The sequence below is a fragment of the Pseudaquabacterium inlustre genome, assembly GCF_038066595.1.
Classification (GTDB): Bacteria; Pseudomonadota; Gammaproteobacteria; order Burkholderiales; family Burkholderiaceae_C; genus Pseudaquabacterium; species Pseudaquabacterium inlustre.
The window spans coordinates 673,165-694,099 of sequence record NZ_JBBUTH010000001.1 but is presented as its reverse complement, the minus strand read 5'-3'; the positions used below and the strand labels follow the sequence as shown (position 1 = coordinate 694,099).

The following is a 20,935-nucleotide window of genomic DNA, read 5'->3' as shown; positions in this document are numbered from 1 at the left end:
GCGGCGGGGACTGCGGCGGTGGGGGTCAGTGGAGGTCGCGCACATGCACGAGGCGGCGGGTTTCGGGGCTGTGGATGCCGAAGCTGGCGCGGCCGGCGGGGTCGCGGTCGGCCGTGGCGGCGCAGGCCCCGTTGTGGCTGCGCAGCCAGGGCACGCCCGCCCCGGTGGTGGGGGGCTGGCTGCCCTGACAGGCTTGATCGGCAGAAAGCGTGCCCAGGTTGAGCGCGATGTCCACGGTGAGCGTGCGGCCGGCGGGCGAGGGCGCGCTCAGCGTCAGGGCGCCGCGGCCGGCCGTCAGGCCCACGCCGCTGACCGTGGTGCTGGCCGTGCTGGCCTGGCCCAGCGCGTCGCGTGGGCGGCTCAGGCCCACCGCGGCCATCGGCAGCGTGGTGCAGGTGTCGGCGCTGTTCACCAGCCAGGCCTGGCCGCTCCAGTACTCCAGGCTCAGCGGCACCTGCAGCGCCGCGCGGGCGCTGCCGAAGGCGTTGGACAGGCGCAGCCGGCCGCTGCGCAGCGCCAGCGCCGGCTCGGCCTGGCCGCTGGAGCTGATGGCGGCGGCGCCGCTGGCGCCGTTGCTGGCGCGCAGCGTCAGCGTCTGAGGCGCGGTGGTCTTCTGCGTGAAGGCGTAGCTGGCGCTGGCGCTGGCCACGCCGGCCGCGAAGGCCGTGGCCGGCACCGAGGCCGCCGTCAGGCTGCCCAGGCCCAGCGCGCCGGCTTCGGCCAGCCCGAAGGCCTGGGCAAAGCTGGGCGTGGTGTTGCCGCTGCCGTCGAAGTTGAGCGTCACGCCGCCGGCGGCGTTGCGGGCGGTCAGCGTCAGGCTGACCGGCTGGCCGGCGTAGCTGAAGCTGCCGCAGGCGGCGCTGGCCGTCAGGTCGACATGGCTGGGGATGAAGTCGCCCACCGAGCCGGTGGCACTGCCGCTGGTGGCCACGGCGATGCAGCCGCGGTCGGCGTCGGCGGCGGGCTGGCCCAGCGCGGCGCTGGTGCAGGCCACGCTGCCGCTGCTGCCGGGGCGCGCCACCCAGCCGCTGGCGCTGCCGAAGTACACGGTGCCGGTGCCACCGCCGGGCACCGTGCAGCTGCCGCCTTCGGCAGCGCAGACCGTGGCGCCGCTGCCGGCGCTGCTGCCGGCCGGGCGCACACCGGCGCCCAGGTAGCTGCTGTTCACCAGCCGGGCGACCAGGTCGCCGCGGCCCACCTCGCTCCACGACAGGTCGCTGGCGGTGGCCGCACCGGACGTGAAGCCACCCAACGTGCGCGTGCCGCTGAAGCTGCCGTCGCTGGCGCCGCTGCCGGTGGGCTGGATGCGCACGAAGCCCAGGCTCACGGTTTCGGCCGGGCTCTCGCGGCCGAAGTTGGGCATGGCCGTGCCGGCGGCGTTGAGCGCCGTGACGGTGGCCGAGAAGCTGCCGCCGGCGCGCAGCGGGCCGGCGCTGGGCACCACCTGGAAGCTGGTCGGCGCGGCGGTGAAGCTGTCGGTGCCGCTGAGCACCAGGCCGTTGTCGCCATTGGCCGTCGAGCCGGTGTAGGTGGCCGACAGCGCCACGCGGCCGGCGTCGGCATAGGCCACCGCCAGGCTGGCCTGGCCATTGGCGTCGAAGCTCAGGCTCAGGCTGCGGCCGCCGGCATCGCAGCTGGCCTGCGCGTTGTTGCCGGCATTCAGCGCCGCGCCGCCCACGGTCACGGCGCGGCTGCCGCTGGCCGGGTTCTGCGGCGTGCAGCGAAGCACCACGCTGCGCGTGGCACCGGCCAGCGCCGGCGCGCAACTGGTGTTGCTGGCCGCGCTCAGCGCGCTGATCTGCACGCTCTGCGTCTGGCCGGCCCGGTGGTCGGGCACATCGAACACGAAGCCGCTGCTGCTGGCCGTCCAGCTGCACGTGGGGCTGCCGAAGGTGCAGACGGCGGCCGGGTTGGCGTACTGCACGCCCACCGTGGTGGTGCCGGCCGTGGTCTGGTGCATGCGGCGGGTGACGGTGCCGCTGCCGGCCGGGATGTCGAAGCTGGCGCCGTCGGGCCAGTTCACGGTCATGCCGGTGCCGCTGGCCGTGAGCACGCCGTTGACGCCGCCGGTGTACAGGCTGGTACAGCTGGCGTTGGCGCAGGCCGCCACGGTCAGCGTGGCCGGCATGCAGGTGACCGACTGGCCGCTGCCGTGGCGCAGCTCGATGTGGTGCAGCGTGGGGGCCGGCGGCGCCGGGTTCAGCCCGACCAGAATGCCGGTGCGCGCGCCGCTGCGGCTGGCATTGACGGTGCGCGCGGCGCTCAGGCTGCCGGCCGTGCCTTCCAGCTGCGTCAACATGGTGTGGCTGATGCCCACGCTGGTGCTGTTGGAGGCGGCGTCGGCCCGCTCGCTCATGCCGGCGGGCGGCGTGAAGCTGGCCGGCGCATTGGCCACCACGGCCACGCCCAGCTGCAGCACGCCCGATGTGGTGGTGGTGATGCCCGGCAGCGTGACGGCACTGCCGCTGGTGGCATCGCCCCAGGTGGCGCTGGTGTGCAGCGGGCTGGCGGTGTCCACGCCGCGCAGCAGGATGCCCGAGGCCACCAGGTACGAGGGCGGGAAGGTCCAGGTGTGGAACTGCGGCTCGGTGCTGGGGTTGGTGATGATGCGCAGGTACACCCAGGTGCGGCCGCCCAGGCCGTCGCTGTGATCGGCCAGCAGCGTCCAGCCGGCCGGTGGGGTGATGCTGAGCGTGTTGCGCAGCGACAGCACGGCCACGCCCACGTCGCCGGTGGCCAGCGTGGCACCGATGCCGCGCGTGGGCACGGTGGCGCTGGTCACCGGGCCGCCGCTGCTGGTGGCGAAGGTGCCCCACACCACCTCGGTGATGGCGGCGCGGGCCACCGTGGCCCAGCCGCCGGCCAGCCACAGCGCCAGGGCGAGGCCGAGGGCGCGGACAGCCTGGTGGCCGCGGCCCTCAGAACACATCGCGCACATGGACGTTGCGCCGCGTCTCGGGGCTGTGGATGCCGAAGCTGGCGCGGGCCGAGGGGTCGCGGTCCCAGGTGGTGCTGCAGCTGCCGTTGCGGCTGCGCAGCCAGGGCCGTGCGGCACCGGTGGTGCCGGCATGCACGGCCAGGCAGCCGTTGTCCTGGTTGCCGCTGCCCAGGTTGATGCCGATGTCCAGCGTCAGGCTGCTGCCGGCCGGGCTGGGGGCCGTCAGCACCAGCAGGCCGCGGCCGGCCACCAGGCTGACCGCCGTGGCGCTGCTGGTGGCCGCGCTGGGCTCGCCGCGCGCATCGCGCGGGTTGGTCAGGCTGATGCTGGCGGCCGGCACCAGGGTGCAGCTGTCCAGGTTGTTGACCACCCAGGCGGCGCCGCTCCAGTAGTCGGCGCTCAGCGGCACCTGCAGCGGGGCGCGCGCCTGGCCGAAGGCGTTGGACAGGCGCAGCCGCCCGCTGCGCACCGGGGCCGACGCTTCGGCACCGGTGATGCCGGCCGAGCTGGCCTCGCCGTCGCTGGCGCGCAGGCTCAGCGTGGCCGGTGCGGTGAGCGCGCTGGTGAAGGTGAACACCGGCGAGGCCGAGGCCAGGCCCAGCGTGAAGCCGCCGGCCGCGATGGTGTTGGCGCTGAAGCTGCCGGCCGCGCCGCTGCTGTCGCTGAGCGTGACCGTGCGCGCGAAGGCGCCGCGGTAGTTGGCCGTGGGCGTGGGCACGGCGGCACCGTCCATCGCACTGACCGCCACCGTGGTGATCGGCTGGCCCGAGTAGGTGAAGGTGCCGCAGCCCGGCACGCTGGCCACGGTGCGGAAGTGGTGTGGCGAGAAGCGGCCGATAGCCGCCGACTGGCCGCTCAAGCTGCTGCCCAGCCAGGAGGCGCTGGCGCCGATGCGCATCACGCCCGACTGCGACCAGCTCTGCGTCTGCGCGCCGCTGCTGCCGCCGGTGAGCGTGGCCGCCACGCTGCCCAGCACGCCGGCGCTGCCGCCCTGCGGTGCCAGCAGCACCGGGCTCAGCGTGGCCGCGGCGGTGACGCTGGGGGCCACCGGGTTGTCCGACAGGTCGGTGTCGGTGTCCGAGGTCCACAGCGCGGCCAGCACCGTGCTGCTGAAGCTGTCGCCCGCCGCGCCGGTGCGCGCTGCGGCGCCGCCGGTGCTGTCGCAGCCGCTGGAGGGGCCGGCGGCGCAGGCGGTCTGCACCGCGGCGCTGGCCTGGCGCGCCGCCGGCACCGTGACGCCCAGGCCGACCGGCAGGGCCGTGACCAGGGCGCTGCCGTCCAGCGTGAGCGGCGGGGCGGTGGTGCTCAGCCGCGCCGACAGCGTGAAGCGGTGGCTGTCCATGTGCTTGAGCCACAGCGGCGTGCCGGCGTTCGCATCGAAGCTCAGGCCGCTGAGCGTGGCGCTGGCCGGCATGGCCGTGCCCAGCGCGGTGTAGGGGCCCCCCTGCGCGGTGGCCACCTGCGGCGTGCCGCCCACGGTGACGCCGGCCGACGTGCTGGTGCCGGCAAAGGCCAGTGGCAACACCGGCGTGGCCCACAGCTTGAGCGCGCCGCTGCCCAGGCCCTGGATGGCGCGGCAGGCCTGCGGCGGCGAGGCGCCCACCGATTCCACCGCCTGCACCGTGAAGGCCTGCGGCTTGCCGCCGGTGATGGCGCTGGCATCGAGCAGCAGGCCGCTGGCGTTGCTGGTCCACAGGCAGCTGCCGGCGGTGCCGTTGCAGCGCGCCACGTTGGTGGGGGCCGGGCTGGCCGAGCCCACGCCCAGCAGCGCGGTGCCGGTGCCCACGTAGACGTCCTTGCTGGCGCTGGACTGGCCCCAGCCCAGCGTCACGGTGGCGTCGTTGCCGCTCAGCCAGTAGGCGCTGCCGGTGCTGTTGGTCAGCGTGATCACGGCGCCCTTGGTGTAGTAGCTGGTGCAGGGCACGGTGCTGTGGGCGCAGGCCACCACGGTGAGGGTGGCCGGCGAGCAGGCCACGCCGCTCCAGCTGGCGTGGCGCAGCTCCAGGTGGTCGTAGCCGAAGGTGTCGCAGGCATGGGTGTCGTTCATGCGCGCCGTGACCTGGGCGTTGGTGGGCACGTAGTTCAGCACCTGCACCTCGTCGATCACCGCGTCGGCCGAGTTCACCGTGCCGCCCTGGCCGGTGTAGCCGCTGGGGTTGTCGCCGATGTGCAGCGCGCCCAGCGACGCGGGCAGCGAGCCGTCGCTGGTGAAGGTGGTGTAGGCCACGCGCGTGCCGTTGACGTAGATCGCCAGGCTGTCGCTGTTGGCCGTGGGGCTGCCGTTGAAGTTCCAGACGATGGCCAGGTGCTGCCAGGTGCTGGCGGCGAAGGTCTGCGCCGGGGTGTCGACGCTGCGCACGACGCCGGTGCTGTCGGTCACCGCGAAGCGCAGCACGCCGCTGGCCAGGCGCACCAGGTGGAACCACTCGCCGCTGGCCGTGGCCGCGTCCACCAGCTGGGCGTCGCGCACGCCCTGCCAGGCGGTGTTGGCCTTGATCCAGAACATCACCGCGCCGGTGCCGGCCAGCGTCTGGCTGCCGCCCGACGCGAAGGTGGCGCCCAGGCGCAGCGCGTTGACGCCGGCGGCCGTGGTGTCCAGCGGGATGCTGGCGCCGCGGCAGATCTTGCCGCTGGCGTTCACCTGCACCTGGCCCAGTGGCGTGCCGTGCAGGCCGTTGCCGCTGCTGTCGCGCACCTGGCCGCTGCCGCCGGCCGACCAAGCGCCTTCCTCGGCCTGGTACCAGGCCAGCACCGGCGAGGCCACGTAGAACACCAGGGCCGAATTGGGCGGCGGCTCGCTGGCGGCGCCGAACTCGATCACGTCGTAGTCGGTGCTGCTGATCTGCCAGCCCACCTCGGCCGTGCCGGTGCCGCCGTGGCTGATGGTGCCGTACTGGTAGACGAAGGTGCCGTTCTCGTTGAGGATCAGCTGCACGTCGAACGAGCCGCTGGTGTTCGATGCCGACACCCATTCGGGCACGTGGTACCAGGTGACGACGAACTTGCGCTGCGGCGCCGTGCCGATGGTGGCCACGCTGACGTAGCAGTTGGCCAGGCTGGTGCAGCTGGTGCGCGACGAGGCCGAGGGGTAGTCGGGCTTCTCGGCCAGGTTGGTGGGGTCGAGGTCGGCGCCGAACACCTTCATCGTGGTGTTCAGCCCGCTGTCGGGCAGTTGGTAGCCGTAGTCCTGCGGCGGGCCGGCATTGGCCGTGCCGTAGCCGCAGGTGGTGGTGCTGCCGAACTGCACGCGGCCATTGGTCATCACCCGCACGCTGGTGTAGGTGGTGGCCTGGAAGCTGAAGCTGAAGCCGATCGGGATGGGGTCGCTGATCGTGTCGTCCAGCGTCGGCGGCGTGGTGCCGCAGCCGTTGCCGCCGTTGAAGCGGTAAGGCGTGGTGCTGGTGCCGATCTTGGTGTGGCTGCTGGCGTCGATCCAGGCGTAGGGCGTGGATGCGTTGGCGTAGGTGGGTGTCACCGCCGTGCTGCAGGCCGGCGGCATGGCGTAGGTGGAGTTGTTGGCCACGCAGGCCTGGCCGCAGGTGCCGCTGCCGCAGCACACGCCGGCGGCCACTGACTGGTAGTCGAGCGTGATGCTGGCCGAGGCCGTGCTCTTCACGCACGCGTTCACCTGTGCCAGGTTGGCCAGCAGGATGGCGCCGGCATTGGTGGTGACGTTGCTGGTCACGCGTGCGGCGTAGCCCACCGTCACCGAGCCGTTGCCGCCGGTGACGCTGCCGTTGACCGTGACCTCCTGGCCCACGCTGATGGCGCCGCCGCTGCTCACGTTGCCGCTGATGGCGCTGCGGTAGCCGATGTTCACCGCGCCGCTGGTGCTGCTGAGCGAGCCGGCGATGGTGTTGCTTTCCATCAGCGTGAGCGTGCCGCTGCCGGTGCTCAGGTCGCCGCTGACGGTGGTGTTCCAGCGCAGCGTCAGCGGCCCGGTGCCGGTGGCGCTGAGGTGGCCGGTGACGCTGGCCGAGCCGGTCTCGTCATTGATGCTGCCGGCGGTGACGTTGGCCACCAGCACGGCCTGGTACTGCAGCAGCAACTGGCCGTTGACGACCAGGGTCAGGTCACTGGCCGAGCCGCTGGCATTGATGCGGGCATTGGCCGTGCTGAGGTTGCCGCTGACGGTGATGGTGGCCGGCTTGGGCGAGCCGATGGTGACCGTGTCACCGTAGCCAAGCGTCAGGTTGGTGCAGCTGTAGCTGCCGTTGCTGCCGCTGCAGCCGGCCGGCAGGGCGCCGGGAAAGCTGTAGGCCGCGGCCCAGGCGCGGGGGCTGGCCGCCAGCAGTGCCAGCACAAACAGCGCTGCCAGCCAGGCGCGAAGGCGCCCGCTGGCAGGGTCAGGTCGCGAAAGCAGCTTGCACATCCACCTGATGATGTCCCGCTGCCGCCGTGAGGAGGCGCGAAATAGCGGGAGAGGTGGCGTGCTTTTGCGCCACCGGGGTGGCGCCGTCGCGGTGCCGGCGCCGCTGGGGCGCCGGCTTGCCGGGAATCAGTTGCCGGCCGAGATGCCGGTGAAGGTGGCCGTGGCGCCACCGCTGGTCTGCGTGATGGTGCAGGTGCCCTCGATGCCGTTGCCCGCGGCGGTGTGGGTGCCGTCGCCCAGCGCCACCGCGCCGATGCTGTAGCCCGAGGGCATGCCGCCCTGCAGGATCGAGCCCAGGTCGTTGCAGTTGTCCACCTTGACGCACTTGCCGGTGGTGGCCACGTGGCCGGTGACGGCGCAGCCGCTGAAGTTGATGGTCATCGCGCTGGCCGCGGCGCCGGTGACGCCCTGCAGTGCGGCGCTCTTGGCATCGCTGCTCATGTCGATGAACTTGGGCAGGGCGGTGGCGGCAAGGATGCCGAGCACGACGATGACGACGATCAGTTCGATCATCGTGAAACCGGATTGGCGAGCTTTCATGGTGGCACTCCAGACAGCGAGAAGAGGAGAGGAAGGGGCAAGCGGCTCTGCCGCTTGGAATTTCTTCGGGCGGGCCTGTGGGGGATATCGGACGGCGCGCTTCATTTCTTGAGGGAAACCCGGCCCAGGTCCCACATCGGCAGGAACACACCCAGCGCGAGCACCAAAACCATCACGCCCAGGAAGCCGATCAGGATCGGCTCGATCTGCTGCGACAGGGTCTTCAGTTCGTACTGCACATCGCTGGTGTAGAGCGTGGCGATCTCGTCCATCAGCTCGTCGACCGCGCCGGTCTCCTCGCCCACGGCGATCATCTGCAGCACCACCGGCGTGAACACCCCGGTGGCCACGGCGGCGCGCAGGATGGTGTCGCCGCGCTCCACGGCCTCGCGCATGCCTTCCACCTTGCGGCCGATCCAGGCGTTGTCCACCGTCTGCGCCACGATGGTCAGTGCCTGCTCGATCGGCACGCCGCTCTTGAGCGCCAGCGAGAAGCTGCGCGCAAAGCGCGACAGCGTGGCTTTTCGCACGATCGGGCCGGCCAGCGGCGCGTTCAGCAGCCAGCGGTCCCAGGCCAGCCGGCCCTCGGGCGTGGCGATCCAGCGCTTCAGGCCGATGCCGCCGCCCACCGCGGCCGCCAGCAGCAGCCAGCCCCACTGCAGCGTGAAGTTGGAGCTGGCCACCAGGATGCGCGTGGCCAGCGGCAGCTGCGCACCGAAGCTGCGGAACACGTCGGCGAAGGCCGGGATCACCAGCACGTTGATGACGCCCACGGCCACCACCATCGCGCTGATCACGAACATCGGGTAGCGCAGCGCCGACTTGACCTGCTGGGTCATCAGCGTCTCGAATTCCAGGTGGGCGAACAGGCGCATGAACACCTCGTCCAGCCGCCCGGTCATCTCGCCCACGCGCACCATGGCCACATAGAAGGCGTCGAACACGCCGGCCTGCTGGGCCAGGCACTTGGACAGCTCGATGCCCGACTCCAGGCTGTGGCGCACCTCGGCCAGCGTGTGCTTCATCGCCGGGTTCACGCTCGACTCCTGCAGCCCGGCCAGCGCACGCAGGATGGGCACGCCCGAGCGCAGCAGGGTGTGCAGCTGGCGCGAGAACAGCATCAGGTCGATCACGCCCACCCGGGCGCGGCGCCACCAGGGCCCTTCGGCGGGCGCGGCGGTGGGGCCGCGGCCCGGTGCCGAGCTGGGGGCGCCGCCGGCCGCGGGCGCGATGCGCAGCGGCGTGATGCCGCGCGACTGCAGCGCGCCGGCCACGGTGGCGGCATCGGCGCCCTCGAGCTCGCCGCTGACCGGGCCCGCGGGGCCCTGGCCGGTGTAGGCAAAACGGATGGCCATGGGTGTTCAGTGCGCGCGGTTCACAGCTCGATGTCGGTGCCCACGCGCATGGCCTCGTCCAGCGTGGTGCGGCCGGCAAACGCCAGGCGCAGCGCGTCGCGGCGCAGCGTGGCGCCGGCCATCTGGCGGCGCCCGGCCTGCATGAAGCGCACGGGGTCGTCGTCGGCCATGGCCTCCACCAGCTCCTGCGTCATCTCGATGAACTCGTAGACGCCGGTGCGGCCGCTGTAGCCGGTGTGGTTGCAGTCGCTGCAGCCGCGGCCGCGGCGCAGGCCGGCGATGGTGGCGTCGGCCTCGGCCTGGCCCAGGGCCTCGGCGCCCAGCACCTGGCGCAGCCACTCGTGCTGGGCCGGCTCGGGCTGGTGCGGCTGGGCGCAGGACGGGCACACGGTGCGCACCAGGCGCTGGGCCAGCACCAGCTGCAGCGACATGGCCACCATGTAGCGCGGCACGCCCATGTCCACCAGGCGCAGCGCGGTGGACAGCGCGTCGTTGGTGTGCAGCGTGCTGAGCACCAGGTGGCCGGTCATGGCCGCGCGCAGGCCGATCTCGGCCGTGGTCTGGTCGCGCATCTCGCCGATCAGGATCACGTCGGGGTCCTGGCGCAGCGCGGCGCGCAGCACGCGCGCGAAGCTCAGGTCGATCTTGTCCATCACCTGCACCTGGTTCAGGCCGGCCATGCGGTACTCGACCGGATCCTCGACGGTGATGATCTTGCGCTCGGTGTTGTTCAGCTGGTTCAGCGCGGCGTACAGCGTGGTGGTCTTGCCGCTGCCGGTGGGGCCGGTCACCAGCACCAGGCCGTTGGGCCGGCCGAGTGCGCGCTCGATGGCCGCGCCAAGTGCCGGCGGCAGGCCCATGCCGCGCAGCTGCAGCAGGCTGGCGTTGTGGTTGAGCAGACGCATCACCACGGATTCGCCATGCTGCGTGGGCAGCGTGGAGATGCGCACGTCCAGCGCGCCGGTGCGCAGCTTGACGTGGAAGCGGCCGTCCTGCGGCAGGCGTTTCTCGGAGATGTCCAGCCCGCTCATCAGCTTCAGGCGCAGGGCCACGGCCACGGCGATCTTGGCATCGGCCTCGGTCTGCACATGCAGCACGCCGTCGATGCGGAAGCGGATGCGCAGCAGGCGGTCCAGCGGCTCGATGTGGATGTCGGAGGCGCGCATGCGCAGCGCCTGCTCGAACATCGAGCTGAGCAGGCGCACCACCGGCGCGTCCTCGGCGGTGGCGGTGGACAGGCCGAGGATGTCCCCGACCTCGTCCTCGACGCTGGCGATGTCGTTGGTCAGCTCGCGTGCCAGGCCGGCGATCTCGTCGCCGCCGCGGTACACGCGGTCGAGTGCGGCCAGCAGCTGCGTCTCGGCCACCACGGCCAGGTCGAGTTCCACCTTGGCCAGGCGCGTCACTTCGTCGTAGGCCGCCAGGTCGGTGGGGTCGGCCATGGCCACGCGCATGGTGCCGTCGGCATCGGCGATCGGCAGCGCGCGCAGCCGCCGCGCATGCATCTCGGGCAGCAGCGCGGCCATCTCGGCGGTGGGCGGGCTGAGCGCCAGGTCGATGAAGGGCGCGCGCAGCTGGCGGGCCAGTGCGCGCGCGATCTGCACTTCAGTGACCCATTGCCGGTCGATGAAGATGCGGCCGAGCTTGCGCCCGGTCTTCTTCTGCTCGACGAGGGCTTCGTCGAGCTGCGCGGCGGTGATCAGCGCCTCCTGGATCAGCAGGTCGCCGAGGCGGACGCGTTCGGGGCGGGCCATGGTGTTGCGCGTTGCTTCTGACGGGGGCTCAGCGGCTGGCCGTGGCCTCGGGCGGCATCGGCTCGGGCCAGGCGCCGTCCTGCTGGATGATCGAGGGCTTGAGCAGGATCACCAGCTCGCGCTTGCTGGTCACCACGCTGGTCTGGCGGAACAGGTTGCCCACCACCGGCGCGTCGGCCAGGCCGGGCAGGCCGGTGCGCTCATTGGTCGATTCCTGCTTCATCAGGCCGCCGATGGCGACGATCTGGCCGTCCCTGACGCGCACGATCGAGTCGGTCTCGTTCACGGTGCTGGCGGCCAGCGGCAGCTTGTAGTTGCCGAGTGCGCCCAGGTCGATGTTCTTGCTCTTCTCGGTGACCACGCTGATCGTCGGGTGCACGTGCAGCATCACGTTGCCGGCGTCGTCGATCTGCGGCGTCACGTCCAGCGAGATGCCCGAGAAGAAGGGCTGCAGCGTCACCGAGGGCGAGCTCACCGCGTTGTTGCCGGCGGTGGTGGTGCTGGAGCTGATGCCGGTGACATACAGCTCGTCGGAGCCCACCTTCAGCACCGCCTTCTGGTTGTTCAGCGTGGCGATGCGCGGGCTGGACAGCACCTGCACATTGCCCTGCGTCTCCAGGAAGTTGAGCAGCGCTGCGAAGTTGGCGGCCTGGAAGGCCAGGCCGTAGAAGCCGCGGCCCAGCGAGCCGGCGGCCATGTCCGCCCCCGGCGAGATCTTGGTGCCGTCGGCCGTGGTCAGCGCCGTGCTGCTGTTGTTGCTGAGCGTGGTGCCCGGCGCCGCGGTGCCGATGCTGAACTTGGTGTTGCTGCCCGGCAGCTTGCCGAAGCCGGCCCAGTTGACGCCGCTTTGCGCGTCCTTGCTGAGCACCACCTCGATGATCTTGGCCTCCAGCATCACCTGGCGCTCGATGGACAGCTGCACCGCCTTGAGGTACTGCTCCACCTGGCGCAGCTCGGCCGGGGTGGCACGCACCACCACCACGCCGGCGGCCGGGTTCAGCACCACGCCGCGGCCACCCTGGGCGCCCACCATGGCGGTGAGCGAGGCCTGCACCTCCTGCCAGAAGTTGGCGTCCGAGGTGGTGCGCACCTGGGCGTTGTCGTTCGGGCGCGCGGCGGCGCCGGTGCCGGTACCGCTGCCGCTGCTGGTGTTGCCGGCGGCCGACTGCGAGATGGCGCTGCTGGTCACGCGCAGGTCGCTCTCGCCCTGGCGGCGGCCGGGCAGGTAGTTCACGCGGTACAGCCGCGTCTGCACGGCGTTGGAGTAGACGAAGATGCGGTTGCCGGTGATGCGGAAGTCGTAGCCGAACAGCTCGCGCATCGTGTCCAGCGCCTCGGGCACCGTGGTGTCCTTCAGCGTCACCGACAGCGTGCCGCTGACATCGGGCGAGACCAGCATGTTGTAGCTGGTGCCCTGGGCCAGCTGCAGGAACACCTGGGCCGCCGGGGCGTTGTTGACCGACAGGTCGAAGCGCGGCTCGGCCGCGCTGCGCGGCACGGCTGCTGGCGCGGCCGCCACCTGCAGTGCCGGACCGGCGGGCGCCACCTGGCTGGTGGCCAGGGCCGCGCTCTGCGTGTCGGCGGCCTCGGGCGCGTCGGCGGCCGGGCTGCGCGTGATGACGATGCGTGGCGCCGACCGCGCGGTGATGACCACGGTGGACGACACGTCCTCCTGGGGGGCCACCGGCGTGGCGGCCGCCGCCGGCGTGTCGGCGGCACGGGCGCTGCCCTGCAGCAGCAGGCCGGCCAGCGCCAGCGTGGCGCCGATGGCCAGGGCCGTGGCGCGGCTGGGACAGGGGGCGTGGCGGCGGAATGTCATGGACGGGTCCTTTCGGCCAGCGAGACCGGGGCCGGGCGGCCGGGGGCCGAGGCACCGGCCAGGGCCGGGTCGGCGACGAGCGGCTCGGCCGGCGGCTGCCAGCGGGCACTGCGGGTGATCTGGATCGTGCCGGGCGGCTGCTTCTCGTCGCCGCCCAGCAGGCGCAGGCGGCGCTCGCCGCCGCTGCCGTTGGCGTTGTTGCCGCTGCCGGCGGCGCCGCGCAGCAGCACGCCTTCGGCATCGATGGCGACGACGACGCGGTCGCCCACCTTGTCGCCGACGCGCACCATGCGGTCGTCGATCAGCGCGGTCTCGTTGCCCTGGCGCAGCTGCACCGCCTGCAGCCGCGGCAGGGCCGGCGCGCGGGCGGCCTCGGCGGCGGGCTGTGCCGGCGCGGCGCCGCTGACGCGGCCCGAGGCGATCGGCCCCGGCACGGTGGTGGTGGCCAGCGCGGCCGGCGGGCGGGTGGGGTCGGGCAGGGCGGTCAGCGGCGGGGCGGCCACCACCGCGGCGCCAACCGCGGCGACGGCCGCGGTGGCCGCGGCCAGTGCGCCGCGCAGCAGGCGGCGGCCCAGGGGTGGGAACAGAGGAAGGACGAGCGACGGTGTGGGCAGGGCAGGCATGCGGTTTCTCCAGCGCTCGGCGCGCCACGCGGGATGCGTGTCGACGTCAGATCTCCATCCAGTGGCGGTCGCGGCTGAGCGTGTACAGGCGCAGCGTCATTTGGGTGTTGGGGTGTTGCACGGTCTTGAGCTGCAGGCCGCCCCACAGCACGTGCTGCGGCATGGACTCCAGCGTGCGCAGGTACGACAGCAGGTCGCCGAAGCTGCCCTCGAGCGTGATCTCCACGCCGTGGCGGTACAGCGTGGGCGCGCCGCCGGGGGCCGCGCCGGTGAGCGGTTGGGCCGCCGAGGCCGCGGCCGCCGCCAGCACGCCGCTGGTGCTGCCGGTGGCCTGGGTGGTGGTGGCCAGCAGGTCGGTGCGGCCCAGCGAGCGCATGGCGCGCACGCGCAGGCCGCCGTGGCGGGCCAGCACATGGTCGAGCAGCTGCACCATCGCGTCGGGCCCGACCAGCGTGTCCTGGTGCTGGCGCAGCGCGGCGTCGCCCTCGCGCACCTTGTGGCGCCAGGTCTTCAGCTCGCTCTGCAGCTGCTGGCCTTGCGCGCTGGCCACGGTCTGCAGGCGCTCCAGGTCGGCCATGGCGTTCTGGCGCTGGCCCTGGGCCGCCTGGGCGCGCTGGCGTGCGGCCTGCAGCGCGGCCATGCCGGGGCTGATCCACAGCGCATCGCCCAGCGACAGCGCGGTGACCAGGCCCACCGCGATGATGGCCAGGCGCTCGCGCGGCGTGCGTTCGTCGAAGCGGCGCTGCAGCTGGCGCAGCTCGGTGTGCAGTCGGGTGAGCTGCGGGCTGGCCAGCAGTCGTTCGGCGAGGTTCATGGTTGCGCCCCCGAGGCGGCGACGGTCGAGCGCAGCGCGAAGTCGGTGGTGGCCGGCGCGTGGCTGCCGGCCACGGTCTGCGCCAGGCCGGTCTCGCTGGGCGGGGTGGCCTTGAGGCTCAGCTGCGCGAACGGGCGGCCGCGGAAGCGGGGTTCGGCATTCAGCCGGCGCAGGTAGTCGGGCAGCGCGGCCGGGTCGAGCATGCGGCCGTCCAGCTCCAGCGCGTTGCCGTCCTCGGACACCGCAAAGCCGGTGATCCACACCGCGCCGTTGGCCTGGCGCGCCAGGGCCACGAGAAACTCCGACGGGCCCTCGCGCACGCCGGCCACGCCGGCCTGCAGGGCCGCCAGCACGCGCTGCTGGCCGCTGTCCTGCAGGCGCAGCTGGGCCAGTTCGGTCTCGCCGTTGACGGCGGGGCCGGCCTTGCCGGACTGGCGCATCAGCTGCTGGCGCAGCGGGCCCAGCGCACCTTCATGCTGCTGGGCCTGGGCCAGCTGGCGCGAGGCGGTGATGCGCAGCCCGGCGCCGACCACGCTGCACAGGCCCAGCACCAGCAGCATGCCCAGCAGGCCGTGGTGCGCGGCAAAGCGCTGGGGCTGCGGCGCGAAGCGCGGGTCGTTGAGGTTGAGCTGCTGGGCCATGGCGCGGGGGGTGTCAGTGCTCGCGCAGTGCGGCGCCGATGGCCAGCAGCGCGCGGTTGATCGCGGCCGGGTCGTCCAGCAGGCCGGGCACGGCCGACCAGTCCAGTGCCTCGCTCAGGTCGAGCGGGGCCACCGGCACGTACAGCAGCGGCGCCAGGTGCGCGGCCAGGTCGGCCACGCCCGGCATCGGGGTGATCAGCAGCTGCGACAGCGTCACCTGGCCGTAGGCGCGCTCGATGCCGTCGAGCGTGCGCTGCAGTTCCAGGCCGGCCTGGTCGAAGGCGCGCTGGCGCTCGTCCAGGTCGTCGGCCACGAACTGCTCGGCCGACAGCTCCATCTGCCGCGACGACAGCAACTCGCCGGCATAGGTGACCACCAGTGTGGCGTGGCTGGCCTGGCAGTGCAGCAGGGCCAGCGCGCGGCCCTCGGGCTGAACCAGCAGGGCCAGGTTGCGCAGCGCGGTCTCGGCCACGTCGATGGCGGTCCAGGGCAGGCCGGCGTCGTGCGCCTGCGTGACCAGCGGCCGCACATGGCTTTCGGCGGCGGCCACGGCGATCAGCTGCGGCTGCGGGCGGTAGCTGGCGCCCGGCGGCACGGCCAGCACGTCCACCGCGGCGGTGTCGACCGGGAAGTCGACGGTGTCCTTGATCTGCCAGCGCACGGCGGCGGCCCAGTCGTCGCGCGCCACGTCGGCCGGCGCGTCCATGCTCTGGCACAGGTACTGGCCGCGCTCGAGCAGGGCCACGCGGCGGTGGCGGGCCAGCGCACGGGCATTGCGCAGCCGGCGCAGCACGCGGGCCGGGTGGTCCCAGGCCTCGTGCGCCGTCCAGCGCACCGCGGGCTTGCCGCCATCGACGCCCGGCGCCACCAGCGCGAGCGCGGTCTGGCCGCCTTGCGGGGCGCAGCCGATCCAGCCGGGCAGCAGTGTGGGACGGGAGAGCGAGAACACGCGGAATTTCCTCCGATACGGGCCCCGTGATGGTTTCACGGGGGTCCCCGGACTGAAGCCGCGAAAAGGGCCCGGAAAGCTCGGGAGATGAGGGCCGGGCGGGCCGCGCAGGCCGGGCGGCCGGGCCCGCGCCGGACGTACAGTCACGCCCCATGAATCCGCTGCCGGCCCAAGCCCTCGAACTGCTGCCCCTGCTGGACTGGGCCGCCCTGGTGCTGTTCTTCGCCGGCTGGGTGGGCTATGCGCTGTGGGCCAAGCGGCGCGCCGAGGTGCGGCCGTCGATCCTGGCCACCACCAACCGCTGGCGCCGGCGCTGGATGCTGCAGGTCACCTGGCGCGAGAACCGCATCGTCGATTCGGCGGTGGCGCAGAGCCTGTCGGCCAGCCCCTCGTTCTTCGCGTCGACCAGCATCCTGATCATCGGCGGCCTGCTGGCGGCGCTGGCGTCCACCGACAAGGCCACCGAGCTGGTGCGCGAGATCCCGTTCGCCGCGCGCACCTCGGCCCTGGTGTTCGACCTGAAGCTGGCCACGCTGACGGCGATCTTCGTGTTCGCGTTCTTCCGCTTCACCTGGAGCATCCGCCAGTACAGCTTCGGCGTGGTGATGGTGGGCGCCGCGCCCGAGGTCAAGCGCTTCGAGGACGAGGCCCAGCGCCAGCTGTTCGCCGACCGCGCCGGCCGCGTGATGGGCCTGGCCGCCGAGACCTTCAACGACGGCCTGCGCGCCTACTACCTGTCGTTCGCGGTGGTGGCCTGGTTCTTCTCGGCCTGGGCCTTCATCCTGGCCACCGCCTTCGTGCTGTGGGTGCTGTACCGGCGCGAGTTCCACAGCGAGGTGCTGTCGGCGCTGCGCGCCGGCCTCGATTGAGCGGCGCTGCGCTGAGCGGGGCTATTTCGCCGCCAGGAAGGCCTGCACCGCGGCCACCGTGCGCGCCGGGTCTTCCTCCTGCGGGATGTGGCCCAGGTCGTCGAACACCTGCACCTGCGCGCCGGGGATGTCGGCGGCAAAGCGCTGCGCGTGGTCGGGCGTGATCAGGCGGTCGCGGCCGCCCCACAGCACCAGCGTGGGCGCGGTCACGCCGCGCACCTGGTCCACGCCCTCGCCGGGCTGCCACTGGCGCGCGCGCTCCACCAGCGCGGCGCGGTTGCCCTCGCGCAGCGTGAGCTCGAAGTAGCGGTCGACCATGGCCTCGGTGACATGCGTGGGATCGCCCATCACCGCCACCAGGCCCTGCACGATCAGCGGCCGCGGCAGCAGGTGCTCGCTCAGCCGGCCCAGCACCGGCAGGCGGGCGATGCGCCAGCCCAGCGGCACATCGCCCAGCGCCTCGCGCCGGTAGCCCGAGGCGTCCACCAGGATCAGCCGGCCCACGCGCTCGGGCGCCATCGCCGCGATGCGCCAGGCCACCTCGCCGCCCAGCGAGTTGCCGGCAATCGCCACGCGCGGCAGCTGCAGGCGGTCGAGCACGTCCAGCACGAAGCGCGCGTACTGCTCGCCGGTGTAGGGGCGGCCGGCATAGGTGCCGTCGAACGGGCCGGTCAGGCCGAAGGCCGGCAGGTCCAGGCTGACCACGCGGTGCGTGCCGCGCAGCGCCTTGGTCCAGCCCTCCCAGGTGTGCAGGCTGGACGAGGTGCCGTGCAGCAGCAGCAGGGGCAGGGCATCGCCACGCGGGCCCTCGTCGCGGTAGTGCACCAGCTGGCCGCCCAGGTCGAGGAACTGCGAGGGCGGCGGCGCCCAGCGCGCCACCAGCGTGTCGACCGCGCGGTCGGGCGCGCGCACCAGCGGCAGCGCCAGCGCGCTGAGCAGCAGCAGCACGCCCAGCAGGCGCAGCACCAGCGCAGCCATCGGCCGGCCGCGCCTCAGGCTGCCGCGCCGGCCGAGGCCGGTGCCGGGTGCAGTGCCGGGTCCAGCCCCACCCGCTCGTCGAAGACGAAACAGCGGCCGTGCCAGCCGGGGGCCACGCCGTCGCGCGTGGTCAGCTCCAGGTACTTGAGGATGCCGCCTTCGAGCTGCCAGCTGTTCGTGAGGCCCAGGTCCTGCATCAGGATGGCGGCCTTCTCGCAGCGGATGCCGCCGGTGCAGTAGCTGACCACGGTGACGTCCTGCAGCTCGGTGCGGTGGGCTTCCAGCGCGTCGGGAAACTCGGTGAACTTGGCGATGCGCCAGTCGATGGCGTTGTCGAAGGCGCCGTCGTCCACCTCGAAGGCGTTGCGCGTGTCGAGCATCCGCACCGGGCGGCCGGCGTCGTCGTGGCCCTGGGTCAGCCAGCGGGCCAGCACCTCGGGCGCCAGCGCCGGCGCGCGGCCGTTGGCCGGGCGGATGGTGGGGCGGTTCATGCGGATGATCTCGCGCTTGATCTTGACCTTCAGGCGCTTGAACGGCGTGCTGTCGCTCCAGCTTTCCTTGGCCTCCAGCCCGGCAAAGCGCGCATCGGCGCGCAGCGCGTCCAGCCAGGCGTTGACGCCCTCGGCCGGGCCGGCCAGGAACAGGTTGATGCCTTCCTCGGCCAGCAGCACCGTGCCCTTGAGCTGCAGCGCCGCGGCGCGCTGGTGCAGGGTGTCGCGCAGTGCCGGCAGGTCGTCCAGCGGCACGAAGCGGTAGGTGCTGATGTTCAGGATGGGCGCCATGGTGGCCGGAATTCTAGAGAGCCGGCGCGCCTGGGCCGGCCGCCCGGCGCTCAGGGCAGCGGTGGCGGAAAGCAGCTCAGCCAGGCGAAGGCGTTGGCCGCCAGGTGCGCGCAGGCGCAGGCGAACCAGTCGCGGGTGTGCAGGTACACCAGGCCGATCAGCAGCGCCACCGGCAGCGCCAGCTGCAGCGCCAGCCAGCCGTGCCCCAGCTGCAGCAGCGTGAACACCAGCGCCGGCAGCATCACGCTGAGCAGGCGCTCGCGGCGGCGCTCGTCGCCGGCCGGGCCCAGGCGCGCCACGGCGCGGCGCAGCAGGTACTCCTGCAGGCCGGCGCGCAGCGCCCATTCCTGCAGCAGCGGTGCGCCCAGGCACAGCCACAGCAGCGTCATCGGCTGGCGCCACGGCAGCGGGCTCTGGCACAGGCTGGGCCAGTCGGGGAGAAACAGCGGCAGCGCGGACATGCCGATGCCAGCGCAAGCTCTGCGCCAGCAGGCCGCCGAGCGTCGGCACGCCGAAACCGGGCCGAAACCGGCGCTTCACCGATCCGGTGTGCAATTTCTTGCGCAGTGTGCCGTGCAAGAACTTGCGCACTGCGCCAGGCTTTGCAGGCCGCCGCCGGGCTCAGCGGCCGGGGCAGGGGGCGCTGCCGTCGGGGCTGGGCAGCCAGGCCACCACGGCCACGCGCCGGTCCACGCTGCACGAGGACACGTAGCCGATGGCCCCCGGCGTGGCAGCCACGAAGCGGATCACCGCCTCCTCCGACGCCAGCACCGGTGGCGGCAGCACGCCGTGGAAGTACTGGTCGTTCCAGTAGTCCTGCAGGTCCTCGGGGCTGCGCTTGAGCAGCCACAGCGAGAAGTGCCGCCGCAGCGGGTGCGCGGCCGGCAGGTTGACCGGCGCGATGCGGCTCTGGTCGTCCCACAGCTGGCGTTTGCGCCGGTAGATGGCCGCCACCAGCGGCAGGCCCAGCGGCTGGGCCTCGGCCGGGGCCATCACCACGGCGATCGGCGGCTCGGGTTCGGCCTGCGCCGCGCAGGCCGCCAGCAGCAGGGCCGCAGCGCACGCCCAGGCCCGGGCCCGCCGCGGCGACGGCGGGGCGGGGGGCAGGGTGGGCGTGCGGCGGGCCGGCCTCATCGGTCCTTCAGAACAGCGCCGTCATCGAGGCCAGCAGGCCCTGGGCCAGGCCCATGTTCGACGGCGTGGCGCGCACCCACTCGGCCTTGAACACCCAGTGGCGGCCGCTGCGCCACACCACGCCCACCAGGGCCGTGCGGGTGCTGTCGCTGGTGTAGGCGCGGCGGTAGGCTTCGATGCGCATCACGCCGTGCAGGCGCGGCGCCAGGGGCACCACGGCCTGCACGAACCAGCCGCGCTCCTGGTCGTCGGGCGCGCCGTCGGGGCCGCGCCGCTCGATGATCTCGGCGCTCAGCTCGCCGCCGCGGCCGGCCCACACGGCGTCCAGACCCACCAGGCGGCGGCGGTCGTCGTGCGCGTCCAGCTGCTTGTAGCGCGCGGCCGAGGCGCCCAGCTGGAATTCGGGCGACAGCGGCAGCACCACGCGCACGCCGCCCGCGCGGGTGAAGGGGTCGGTGCGCGGGCCCGAGCGCCAGTTGCTGCCCGCCGACGCGAAGGCCTGCCAGTCGGCGCCCAGGCCGCCGGGCAGGCTGCCGAAGGCCATCACGCCGGTGGCGTTGGTGGGAAAGGCCGACTGCGAGATCAGCGGGCGCAGCGTGGTCCAGGTCAGCGGGTCGGGGTGGTCCTGGTTCCAGCGGCCGATGGGCGTGAGGAACTTGCCCACGCGCAGGCTGAAGGCGTCGCTGGCGCGGTGCTCGACGTACAGGCGTTCCAGCGCCACATAGGGCGAGCTGTTGTCGCCGTCGCGGCCGCTCTCGTGGGCGGGCAGTTGCACCACGTCCTGGCTGTCCACCTCGGCCAGCAGCTTCCACACCGGCGAGGGCTCCCACCACAGCATCGCGCTCAGGTGGCTGATGCTCAGCCGGCTGCGGCTGGCGGCCTGGGCGTCGCTGAAGGGCTTGCCGGGCACGCTGCCGACGCCCTGGGCGCTGGACTGGCCCTGGCGCGCGCCGGGATGCCAGCCGGTGGGCGACGCGCCGGGCGGCAGGGCTGCCTTCTGGCTGGTGCCCAGGCCCGGCACGATCAGCTGCAGCGTGCCGTAGCCGCCCACGGTCAGGCCGGGGCCGATGCGCGTGCCGATGACCGGGCCGTCGAAGCCGGGCCCGGGCTGCTCGGGCTGCGGCAGCTCGGCCGTCGTGACCGCCGGTGGCGCGCCCGCAGCGTCCGCCTGGGCGAAGGCCGGTGGCAGCGCGCAGGCCAGCAGCGCGGCCAGCCAGGCGGCCAGGCCGACCCTGCCCGCGGGGCACAATGCCCTCGACCGGCCGTCCGGGCCGGTCGGGTGGGCACATGCATTGCTATCGTTCATCGCAAACCCATTGTCCATGCTGCGCGTGACTGCACGCTTCGTGCCGCGCACGGGCCGCGCG

The 20,935-nt window shown here is 73.2% G+C and carries 16 protein-coding genes; 1 reads left to right on the top strand and 15 read right to left on the bottom strand.

Translation table 11 applies throughout. From position 1 onward, the window contains the following. Positions 1–25: 25 nt before the first annotated feature. From AACH10_RS03045 to AACH10_RS03000, 10 genes are all read right to left on the bottom strand, one after another. Positions 26–2,929: a DUF6701 domain-containing protein gene (locus tag AACH10_RS03045; protein ID WP_341408878.1), complete on the bottom strand. Its 2,904-nt coding sequence runs from the start codon at positions 2,927–2,929 to the stop codon at positions 26–28. Next, complete coding sequence (locus AACH10_RS03040; protein WP_341408877.1) at positions 2,919–7,310, bottom strand: DUF6701 domain-containing protein; 4,392 nt, start codon at positions 7,308–7,310, stop codon at positions 2,919–2,921. The genes AACH10_RS03045 and AACH10_RS03040 overlap by 11 nt, the downstream gene beginning before the upstream one ends. A gap of 126 nt (positions 7,311–7,436) precedes the next feature. Then, positions 7,437–7,850 carry a prepilin-type N-terminal cleavage/methylation domain-containing protein gene (locus tag AACH10_RS03035; protein ID WP_341408876.1) on the bottom strand — a complete coding sequence of 138 codons (414 nt, stop codon included), beginning with the start codon at positions 7,848–7,850 and terminating at the stop codon, positions 7,437–7,439. A gap of 101 nt (positions 7,851–7,951) precedes the next feature. Then, on the bottom strand, positions 7,952–9,205 hold the full coding sequence (locus AACH10_RS03030) for a type II secretion system F family protein (RefSeq protein WP_341408875.1): 1,254 nt from the start codon (positions 9,203–9,205) through the stop codon (positions 7,952–7,954). A 20-nt stretch (positions 9,206–9,225) separates the two neighbouring features. Beyond that, on the bottom strand, positions 9,226–10,959 hold the full coding sequence (locus tag AACH10_RS03025) for a GspE/PulE family protein (RefSeq protein ID WP_341408874.1): 1,734 nt from the start codon (positions 10,957–10,959) through the stop codon (positions 9,226–9,228). A 28-nt stretch (positions 10,960–10,987) separates the two neighbouring features. After that, positions 10,988–12,778 carry a pilus (MSHA type) biogenesis protein MshL gene (gene mshL, locus AACH10_RS03020; protein ID WP_341408873.1) on the bottom strand — a complete coding sequence of 597 codons (1,791 nt, stop codon included), beginning with the start codon at positions 12,776–12,778 and terminating at the stop codon, positions 10,988–10,990. Beyond that, a complete protein-coding gene (locus AACH10_RS03015; RefSeq protein WP_341408872.1) occupies positions 12,775–13,401 on the bottom strand; it encodes a hypothetical protein in 627 nt (208 codons plus the stop codon). The genes mshL and AACH10_RS03015 overlap by 4 nt, the downstream gene beginning before the upstream one ends. A 46-nt stretch (positions 13,402–13,447) precedes the next feature. Then, positions 13,448–14,215 carry a hypothetical protein gene (locus AACH10_RS03010; RefSeq protein ID WP_341408871.1) on the bottom strand — a complete coding sequence of 256 codons (768 nt, stop codon included), beginning with the start codon at positions 14,213–14,215 and terminating at the stop codon, positions 13,448–13,450. Further along, entirely contained in the window at positions 14,212–14,856 is a 645-nt protein-coding gene (locus tag AACH10_RS03005) for a PilN domain-containing protein (RefSeq protein WP_341408870.1), read from the bottom strand. Before AACH10_RS03005 ends, AACH10_RS03010 begins: the two co-directional genes overlap by 4 nt. Before the next feature lie 13 nt (positions 14,857–14,869). Beyond that, a complete protein-coding gene (locus AACH10_RS03000) occupies positions 14,870–15,805 on the bottom strand; it encodes a hypothetical protein (protein WP_341408869.1) in 936 nt (311 codons plus the stop codon). Between the two features lie 152 nt (positions 15,806–15,957). Here AACH10_RS03000 and AACH10_RS02995 point away from each other — a divergent pair, with 152 nt between their 5' ends. Continuing rightward, on the top strand, positions 15,958–16,674 hold the full coding sequence (locus AACH10_RS02995) for a DUF599 domain-containing protein (RefSeq protein ID WP_341408868.1): 717 nt from the start codon (positions 15,958–15,960) through the stop codon (positions 16,672–16,674). A gap of 21 nt (positions 16,675–16,695) precedes the next feature. On the opposite strand, the gene AACH10_RS02990 is transcribed toward AACH10_RS02995, so the two are convergent. The 5 genes from AACH10_RS02990 to AACH10_RS02970 form a co-directional block, all read right to left on the bottom strand. Then, positions 16,696–17,652: an alpha/beta fold hydrolase gene (locus tag AACH10_RS02990; protein ID WP_341408867.1), complete on the bottom strand. Its 957-nt coding sequence runs from the start codon at positions 17,650–17,652 to the stop codon at positions 16,696–16,698. Between the two features lie 14 nt (positions 17,653–17,666). Then, entirely contained in the window at positions 17,667–18,434 is a 768-nt protein-coding gene (locus tag AACH10_RS02985) for a sulfurtransferase (RefSeq protein ID WP_341408866.1), read from the bottom strand. A 50-nt stretch (positions 18,435–18,484) separates the two neighbouring features. Next, complete coding sequence (locus AACH10_RS02980; RefSeq protein ID WP_341408865.1) at positions 18,485–18,895, bottom strand: JDVT-CTERM system glutamic-type intramembrane protease; 411 nt, start codon at positions 18,893–18,895, stop codon at positions 18,485–18,487. Between the two features lie 160 nt (positions 18,896–19,055). Then, positions 19,056–19,568: a type 2 periplasmic-binding domain-containing protein gene (locus AACH10_RS02975; RefSeq protein WP_341408864.1), complete on the bottom strand. Its 513-nt coding sequence runs from the start codon at positions 19,566–19,568 to the stop codon at positions 19,056–19,058. A 7-nt stretch (positions 19,569–19,575) separates the two neighbouring features. Beyond that, positions 19,576–20,817, bottom strand: a complete 1,242-nt coding sequence (locus AACH10_RS02970) for a hypothetical protein (protein ID WP_341408863.1) — start codon at positions 20,815–20,817, stop codon at positions 19,576–19,578. Positions 20,818–20,935 lie beyond the last annotated feature (118 nt).